Annotated in this window: 7 protein-coding genes; 1 reads left to right on the forward strand and 6 read right to left on the reverse strand. The window is 73.3% G+C overall.

All coding sequences use genetic code 11. The annotated features are described in order from the left end of the window. Positions 1–52: 52 nt before the first annotated feature. The 4 genes from ACZ592_RS02340 to ACZ592_RS02355 all read right to left on the reverse strand — a co-directional run bounded on the left by ACZ592_RS02340 (position 53) and on the right by ACZ592_RS02355 (position 4,594). Complete coding sequence (locus ACZ592_RS02340; protein ID WP_471579596.1) at positions 53–1,147, reverse strand: beta-ketoacyl-ACP synthase 3; 1,095 nt, start codon at positions 1,145–1,147, stop codon at positions 53–55. A 359-nt stretch (positions 1,148–1,506) separates the two neighbouring features. Continuing rightward, complete coding sequence (locus tag ACZ592_RS02345) at positions 1,507–1,827, reverse strand: hypothetical protein (protein ID WP_471579597.1); 321 nt, start codon at positions 1,825–1,827, stop codon at positions 1,507–1,509. A 446-nt stretch (positions 1,828–2,273) separates the two neighbouring features. Further along, positions 2,274–3,206 (reverse strand): MBL fold metallo-hydrolase, encoded by a 933-nt coding sequence (locus ACZ592_RS02350; protein WP_471579598.1) that lies wholly within the window; start codon positions 3,204–3,206, stop codon positions 2,274–2,276. 83 nt (positions 3,207–3,289) lie between these two features. Then, the gene (locus tag ACZ592_RS02355) at positions 3,290–4,594 is read right to left on the reverse strand and encodes an MFS transporter (protein ID WP_471579599.1); all 1,305 of its coding nucleotides are present in this window, start codon (positions 4,592–4,594) and stop codon (positions 3,290–3,292) included. A 196-nt stretch (positions 4,595–4,790) separates the two neighbouring features. On the opposite strand from ACZ592_RS02355, the gene ACZ592_RS02360 reads away from it, so the two are divergent. Continuing rightward, positions 4,791–5,390 carry a TetR/AcrR family transcriptional regulator gene (locus ACZ592_RS02360; protein ID WP_471579600.1) on the forward strand — a complete coding sequence of 200 codons (600 nt, stop codon included), beginning with the start codon at positions 4,791–4,793 and terminating at the stop codon, positions 5,388–5,390. A 64-nt stretch (positions 5,391–5,454) separates the two neighbouring features. Here the strand turns inward: ACZ592_RS02360 and ACZ592_RS02365 are convergent, their stop codons facing one another. After that, the gene (locus tag ACZ592_RS02365; RefSeq protein ID WP_471579601.1) at positions 5,455–6,447 is read right to left on the reverse strand and encodes a DMT family transporter; all 993 of its coding nucleotides are present in this window, start codon (positions 6,445–6,447) and stop codon (positions 5,455–5,457) included. Positions 6,448–7,229: 782 nt separating this feature from the next. Further along, a complete protein-coding gene (locus ACZ592_RS02370) occupies positions 7,230–8,099 on the reverse strand; it encodes a TauD/TfdA dioxygenase family protein (RefSeq protein WP_471579602.1) in 870 nt (289 codons plus the stop codon). Positions 8,100–8,125 lie beyond the last annotated feature (26 nt).

Consider the following 8,125-nt stretch of genomic DNA (forward strand, 5'->3'; position numbering starts at 1 on the left):
TGGCGGGCGGACGGTACGTACGAAAGAGCCGCCGCCCGGACGGCGGGCCGGGTCAGCCGGCCCCGTGCACCGGCGGGACCGGGGCGAGTTCGGGCCACAGCAGGGCGGTGGAGCCCCAGGTGAGCCCCGCCCCGAAGGAGGTGAGCAGGACACGCTGTCCGGCGCCGATCCGGCCGGTCGCGGCGGCGTCGGCGAGCGCCAGCGGGAGGGAGGCGGCTCCTGTGTTGCCGACGCGGTCGATGTTGGCGACCTGCCGGTCGGCGGGTACGGGGACGCGGTCGGCCACGGCGCTCAGGATGCGGGCGTTGGCCTGATGGGCGACGAACCGGTCGACGTCCTGTGCCGACCAGCCGACGTTCTTGAGCAGCGTTTGCGAGGAGTGCGTCATCCGGGTGACCGCATGGTGGAAGACGTCCCGTCCCCGCATCCGGAAGTGCAGGTCTGCCGGGGTGTAGCGGTGGGGCGCCGAACGGGCCAGCGCGCCACCGCCGGGTACCTCGATCAGGTCGTGCCGGGCGCCGTCGCTGCCCAAGTCGAAGCCGAGGACGCTGCCCGGCTCGCCGTGTTCGCCCCGGCGCAGCACCACCGCGCCCGCCCCGTCCGCGAAGACGACGCCCGCGCCTCGGTCGTCCGGGGCGATCAAAGTGGAGTACACCTCGGCGGCGACGACCAGGACCCGGTGGAGGATGCCGGCTCCGATCACCCCGGCGGCGGTGGCGAGCGCGTGGACGAAGCCGCTGCACGCGGCGGCGACGTCCCAGGCCGCGACCTGGCCGAGCCCGAGCCGGTGCGCGAGTTCCGGCGCCATGGCGGGCATCGGCCGGTCCGGGGTGGAGGTGGCCACGATGACGGCGTCGACCGGCGGAGCGGTGACGGCGCCGAGTGGGCGGGCCGGCGCGGCGGCGGCGACGGCCAGCGCGCGTGCCGCGGCTTCGAAGGCCAGGTCCCCGGTCGACACGCCGGGGCCGACCCAGTGGCGCACGCCGATGCCGGTGCGCCGGCGCACCCACGCGTCGTCGGTCTCCCAGGCGGCCGGAAGCTCGTCGTTGCGCACCGCGCGGGGCGGTACGACACCGGCGAGGCCCTCGAGTACGGCGGCCCGCTGTCCGGTCGGCACGGGTGCGCCCAACTCGCTTGCTGAGCACATGAGTTCGCGAGACACCACACCTCACCCGGGATCGCTTCCTGCTGGAACCGGCATGACCCTACGGGCGCAAAGGATCTTGGGGAGAGTCGCCTGATCTTCGAACGAAAGACCTAGGGGCCGGATCCGGCGGTGATTGCGCAGCTCACGGGGGTGTGTGCAGGAACGTTACGGCCGATGCGCCGGACGGGAGTCACGCCAAGGGGTGAAGATTTGCGACCATTGCGGTGCAGGCGTGACGGCGGGGGCCGAGGTCTCGGGGCACCTGGTCCGTGCTTGTCCCGTCCGGCCGACGGTTGCACCGATCGATTGCCGGTCGTTCCGCGTCGCCGGGTGTCCCGGTCGGTCGCCTCTTGTTCCGCTCAGTCAACGAGCGGAGTGCCCGAGGTGGCCGACGCCGCGCCCTGGGCTGTTGTTGAACGTGTTGAATTCCGCAGCGAGCCCCCCCTTGGGCCCCCGCTGCTGCGCGCCGCTCGGGCCGCCCGTGCCGCGCGGATGCGTGCGATCTGCCGGGCGGCCCGGACGGAGGCGACGGTGGCGTTCATCTCCTCGGCGGCGTCGGCCGCCGAGGACACCGCGTCGCCATGGCCCTCGGCGTGCTGCAGCCGGCCCCGGGCGGGCAGGGTGAGCAGAACGGCGCGCGACTCCCGTGCGGGGCGCTCGTGCAGCGACGCGGTGAGCACCGCATGAGCACCGCATGAGCTCGCGGGACTCATCGAGGCGGAGCAGTACGGCGGCCTGTTCGCATGGCAGGGCCGCCGCCGAGTAGACCGCGAAGGCCTCCTCGTCGCCGGAGTAATGGGGCCACGGACGGGACGCGGCCACCGGCCGGTCCAGGGCCGCACGCCGTTCCCCGTGCGCCGCGCTCACCCGGGCCGCCTGTGCGGCGACGTACGCGCGCACCGGTCCCGGCGCGTGCCGGGAGACCTCAAGGGCGCGGTTCAGGTATCCCGTCGCAAAGGCCTTCCCTCCTCCTTCAGGGCGTTCTCGCTCAACTGCCGCAGCGCGATGGCCTGGACGCTCCGGTCCGCCGCGCGGTCGGCGAGTGCTTCGGCGGCGGAGCCGGTCGGCGGCCGGGTCTCGCGCCCGGACGCCGCTCCGGCGCGGGCGCGGCCTGGCCCGCGCCGGGTCACCGGGTGTCCGTCGCCTCGTCCCACGGGCGCCAGCGGCCGCCGCCGTCGACCGTGCCGAGCTGCTGGTCGGCGAAGTGGACGCCGAAGCCGTAGACCCCCTCCCGGGAGAGGAACTCCACGAGCCGCCTGCGCGAACGTTCGGCCTCGGCCCGGTCGTGGTCGAGGACGACTTCCCAGTCGGGGTGGTGGACCTGGACGGGGGAGTGCAGGGCGTCGCCGAACGCGACGACGTGCCGGCCGTCGCCGGTGTCGAGGATCCAGGCCGTGTGCCCGGTGGTGTGCCCGGGCAGCGCCCACGCGCGGACGCCCTCGGCGATCTCGGCCCCGTCGGCCACGGAAGTGGCCCGCTCGCGCTGCCCGGCGAGACGCGGGCCGGCGGCCGGGTCCAGGCCCTCCAGTTCGCCTTCACCCACGATCCAGCGGGCGTTCGGGAACAGGCTGCGCGGATCGTCGACCGCGTCCGGGCGCGCCCAGCCGGTGTGGTCGTCGTGCAGGTGGGTGAAGGCGACCGTCTCCAGCGTGGCCGGGTCGACGCCGATGCTCGCCAGCGAGGCGGGGAGGCTCCTCACGTACGCGAAGCCGTGCTGGAAGTAATCAGGGTCGTCGCCCGAGATCCGGCCGTGGCCCGCGTCGAGCAGCAGGCGGTGTCCGCCGCGCTCGACGAGCAGCGCGCCGCATCCCATGGCCAGGTGACCTGCGTCCGTCCGGTGAGGGCGGTAAGGGCTCCAGTCCGTCTCCTCGGAAGCGGGGTAGACGCGCGTCGGGATCATGGCGACACCGGCGTCGGGCAGATAGGTCAGGGTGAGTTCCCCGAGAGTGCGGGTCCACGGGCCGGGCATGCGGCGACCGGAGTCGGCGGTGCCGTCGGTGTGGGCGGTGCCGTGGGTCCTGTGGGCGTCAGCCGTGGTCCTCTGCTCACTCGTCGCCATGGTGGGGCCTTTCTTCTGAGGGGTGGAAGGGGATCGTCGGTCGGAGGCGGCGGGAGCGGGGACGCGAGTGGGACGGGGTCGGCTCATGGCGCGATCGCCGTTTCCGCGTGCGGGTTCGCGCGCTCGGCGGTCTCGGGGCGCGCGCTCACCGACGGGTCGGCGAGCGGTTCGGAGGGGCTCGGGCGGAGGAGTTCCAGGACCCAGACCCCGACGCCGATCAGCGCGGTCACCGCACCGAGTACGGAAATCCCCGTCCAGCCCACGAGCGGGTACAGCGCCGAGGCGAGCGCGGAGGCGACGGTGCTGCCGGCGAACGAGGAGACCATCAGGGCCGTGGTCACCCGGCTGCGGGCGTGCGGGATCCGGCGGTAGAGCACGCTCTGATGGCTGATCAGCAGGGCCTGCTGGGCGAGGTTGAGGGCCATGATGCCCACGATCAGAGCGACCAGGCCGCCCGCGCCACCGGTCCCCGCGAAGGCCAGTACGCCCCAACTGGCCGTCAGCAGGACGAGACCGCCGCTCGCCACCCGACGCCCGTGCCCGCGGTCCGCGAACCGGCCTGCGACCACCGCGGCGGCGGCTCCGACCACGCCGGCCAGGCCGAACAGGCCGATGACGGCGGGGCCGTACCCGTAGGCCGGGCCCGCCAGCAGGAACGACGACGCCGTCCACAGGATGGTGAAGCAGCCCATGCCGACCGCGGCCAGGCCCATGCGCCTGCGCAGCAGCGCCTCGGTGCGTACCAGCGTCAGTACCGAACGCAGCAGATGCGGATAGGGGGTGTGGTCGGACGGCGGCACCGGGCGCAGCACCAGGCGCAGGGTGACGGCCAGCACCACCATGAGCACCGCCGCGAGGACGAACACCAGCCGCCAGTCGCCGAATTCCGCCAGGACGCCCGCGGCGGTGCGTGCCAGCATGATCCCGACGAGCAGGCCGCTCATGACCGTGCCCACCACCGCACCGCGTTCGTGGTCGGCGGCCAGCGAGGCCGCCATCGGGACCACGATCTGCGCCACCGCGGAGGTCACCCCGACCAGCGCGACCGCGGCGTACAGCGGGCCCAGTGAGGGAGCCGCCGCCGCGCCGAGCAGGGCGACGGCGCTCAGTCCGAGCAGCACGCTGACCAGACGCCGGCGTTCGAGCACGTCCCCGAGGGGCACGAGCAGCGCCAGCGAGAGCGCGTAGCCGGTCTGCGAGGCGGTGACGACCAGGCCGGCGGCCCCTTCGGACACTCCCAACGCCCGGGAGATGACCGGCAGCAGGGGCTGCGCGTAGTAGATGTTCGCGACCGCCGCGCCGCATGTCACCGCAAGCAGCAGCACCATCGCGCGGCTCAGCGGTGGGCGGGCGCCGGGGACGCCCGTTCCGAATTCTGGATCGTTCATGCCGGAATACTTGCCCGGCCCGATGCGCCGGTCAAGTTATTTCAGATCGATCGATCCATAAGTGAGGAGGGTCACTGCGGACGGCCGCGTCCGGACGTCCGGCGGCTTGGCGCTTTGTGGAGTGGTTGGTCCACAATGGGAGGCGAGGAAGCGTTCCCGGTCCTGGGACGCTCGGTGTGTGACGCAGGAGGTCCCTATGCCGCCGGCAGGCCGTCCCCGTGCCTTCGACACGGAGGCCGTACTGGACGCCGCGATGCTGCTGTTCTGGGAGCAGGGCTACGAAGCGACCTCCCTGGCACAGCTGCGAGCGGCCACCGGGCTGTCCTCCGCGAGCCTGTACGGCGCCTTCGGCTCGAAAGAGGGCCTGTTCAAGCAGGTCGTCGACCACTACATGAAGGGGCCGGGCGGCGCCGTCGTCAGCGAGGACGCCACGGCCGGCCCGCGGCAGGCCGTGGCCGGCCTGCTGCACCGCTCGATCGACATGCAGGCCGACGCGTCCCACCCCACCGGCTGTCTCGTCGCCCTGTCCGGCACGATGCGGGCGCCGGGGGAGGAGCACGCCGCGGTGCGCGCGGTCGTCGCGGCCCGGCGCGCGGCGGACCGGGCGCGCATCAGGGGCTGCGTGGAGCGGGGCGTGACCGCGGGCGAGCTCGACACGGACACCGACGTCGACGGAGTGACGGCCATGGTCCACGGCTTTCTCCTCGGCCTGTCCACGCAGCTGCGCGACGGGGTGGCCGCGGCGACCCTGCACACCGCCGCCGACGTGCTGCTGAGCAACTGGCGCCGCGCCTAGGCCGGTCGTTCGGCGGGGGTGGCGGCCCGGTCGTGGGCGGGAAGGCGGGTTCTGAAGACCCGCCCTAGCGCTTCACCCGCTCCGAGGCGGTGCGCCGACCCGCGCTCCCCGACGCGACGACCCGGCCGGTCCGCGTGCCCGAGAGCGCGGCGATCGCGACGGCCACCAGGGCGAGCGCGATGCCCGCGACGGTGGCGGCCGTGACCTGCGTGTCGCCGTGCGGGACCAGCAGGTCGAGGGCGAGGGAACCGACCAACTGGCCGGTGATCGTGCACAGTCCGAGCAGCAGGACGCCGAGCTTCTGCACCGCGGCGACCGCGATGGTGATGAAGGAGATGCCGACCACACCGCCGAGGTAGAGGTAGGGCTCGCTCGGCAGGCCGGGCGGAAGGCCCGTCGCGGCGGCATGCACCAGGAAGATCACGCTCAGGGCTCCGGTACCGGCGACGAAGTTGAAGAACGTGCCCACGTAGGCGGATCCGGACGCGTTCTTCACGTGTCCGTTGACCGCCTGCTGCCAGCTCACGCACACCCCCGCGACCAGCGGCAGGACCAGCATCGCGTACGGGAACCCGCTGCCGAGCTTGTCGGACATCGACAGGCCGACGGCCGCGAGCACGAGGACCGCGCCGACGACCCGGCGCCGCGTCGGGCGCTGCGGGCCGGCGGGGCCGAGCCCGATCCGGTCGAAGAGCAGCCCGCCGCCCACCTGGCCCGCGACGATCGCGACGGTGAACAGGGCGACCCCGAGCGCCCCGACGGTCAGCCCCTGCGCGAGCAGGAAGGCCGCGCCGCCGAGACCGCCGAGCACCTGCCACCACTTGAGCCGCCCGGCCCGCACGTCCGCGAGCACCACGCCCACCTTGCGGCGCGGCGCGCGCAGCACGAGCAGGCCGAGGGCCAGGACCACGAATCCCGAGCCGAACGAGATGACCGCGGCCGTGAAGCCGTCGCCGCCGAGTCCGGCGGCGAGCTCGCCGGTGATACGGGCCTGCAGGGAGATGAGGGTGCCGGAGAAGACGGCGAGGAGCAGCCAGGGGGCTGCGGCGGCAGGCATGGTGGACGACCTCTGGGGTGCGCGGTGACGACGGGCGAGGGCCGGAGACCGCCGGAGCGGGCAGCCGGACCTCTGCCTTTGTAACCGATCACCGCGCCGCCGGACAGGGCCGGGCCGGATGGCGAGATGCCGGACCGCGTGACGAGACGACCGGACCACTGGCCCCGTCGAAGTCGCTCCGCCGCCTGAGCGGGGGTGTCGAAGTGGCCGGGCTTCGCGAGCAGAACCGTACTGAAGCAGTAGCCCTGTTCCTCCTCCGGCTCGGAATCCGCGTCGAACGGCCGCCAGAACGCCAGCAGCAGGTCCGGGGCGACGAACGAAGCGGGGTCCTCCGGGTCGGCCTCGATCGTGACCTCCTCGCGCAGGCGCTCGACCAGCTTCCGTGCCGGGAGCGCGAAGACGTCGACGCCCCGGAACAGCACCCGGTCCGCGCCGGTCGACGGCCTGGTCAGCTCCACGGACTGGAGCGCGTCCCGCACGCAGTGAATGCTGATCATGAGCGCCGGGCCGGAACACGTGCTGCCCCGGCTCGTCGGAGTCCGGGATCGCGGCGGGATCGCGGAACGCGGCCGGCGCGGTGTCGGCCGCCTCACGGGTCATGCCGAGCCGGAGGTGGCCCACGCCTTCGGGCGGAACGAGTTCGAGATCCCTCCGGGCATGATGCCAACCGGTCATGTCGGCAGAGCGAGTGCCGGTGCCGATGCCGGTGCCGATGCCGATGCCGGTGGAGATGGGGACGGCGGGGGCCGGGTCGCCCGCGCGGGCGACCCGGCGCGGGGCGGTCAGCCCTTCAGCGGGCCGCCGTTGATCGCGACGCGCCGGCCGTAGCGCGTCTTCGGGTAGTAGTCGTACGTCGCGTGGTGCTGCACGCACCGGTTGTCCCAGAAGACCAGCGTGTTCGGGGTCCAGCGGACGCGGCAGGTCAGCAGCGGGCGCTGGGTGACGAGGGCGAAGAGCATGTCGAGCACCGCCCGGCTCTCGTCCTCCGAGAGCTGCGGGATGCGCGAGGTGTACGCCTGGTTCACGTAGAGGATCGGCCGGTCGGTCTCGGGGTGCCGGACCACGAGCGGGTGCTCGTTGACCGGGACGTCGTAGTTCGGCGGGATGGTGTAGCCGCGGAAGCTCTGCGCACCGTCGTGCACGGCGGTCAGGCCGCCGAGGAACTCGCGCCAGGTGGGGGAGAGCATCTCGTAGGCCAGGTGCATGCTGGCGAACAGCGTGTCTCCGCCGCTGCCGCCCTCGGGAGTCTCGGTGATGTAGAGCATCGAGCCGAGGGAGGGCTCGGCGTCCGCGGTGCCGTCCGCGTGCCAGGCGTTCCCCGCGACGTTCGCCGCTCCCGTGCTGGTCTTGATCTCCAGTACGTGCGGATCGCCCTCCGGGGGCGGCGGGTTGACCGGGCGCAGCTCGCCGAAGTGGCCGGCCAGGCGCTTGTGCTCCTCGACGGTGATCTCCTGGTCGCGGAAGACCAGGACGTGGTGGTCGAGGAAAGCGGTCCTGACCTCCGCCAACTGCGCGTCGGACAGCGTGCCGAGGTCCACGCCGGAGACCTCGGCGCCGATGACGGGGGTCAGGGGAGCCACGGAGATCTCCCGGTAGTCCCTCGGCGGCCTGGTCGTGAGGGCTTCGAGGGCGTCCAGCTCGTACTGTTCCACAGCGTCTCTCCTGGGGTGGTGGGGGT

The organism is Streptomyces sp. NPDC040622 (assembly GCF_055593965.1).

Coding starts and splice junctions, on each gene's coding strand:
- ACZ592_RS02355 (WP_471579599.1), bottom strand. CDS start 4,594: ATGAACGATCCAGAATTCGGAACGGGCGTCCCCGGCGCCCGCCCACCG.
- ACZ592_RS02365 (WP_471579601.1), bottom strand. CDS start 6,447: ATGCCTGCCGCCGCAGCCCCCTGGCTGCTCCTCGCCGTCTTCTCCGGC.
- ACZ592_RS02350 (WP_471579598.1), bottom strand. CDS start 3,206: ATGGCGACGAGTGAGCAGAGGACCACGGCTGACGCCCACAGGACCCAC.
- ACZ592_RS02360 (WP_471579600.1), top strand. CDS start 4,791: ATGCCGCCGGCAGGCCGTCCCCGTGCCTTCGACACGGAGGCCGTACTG.
- ACZ592_RS02340 (WP_471579596.1), bottom strand. CDS start 1,147: ATGTGCTCAGCAAGCGAGTTGGGCGCACCCGTGCCGACCGGACAGCGG.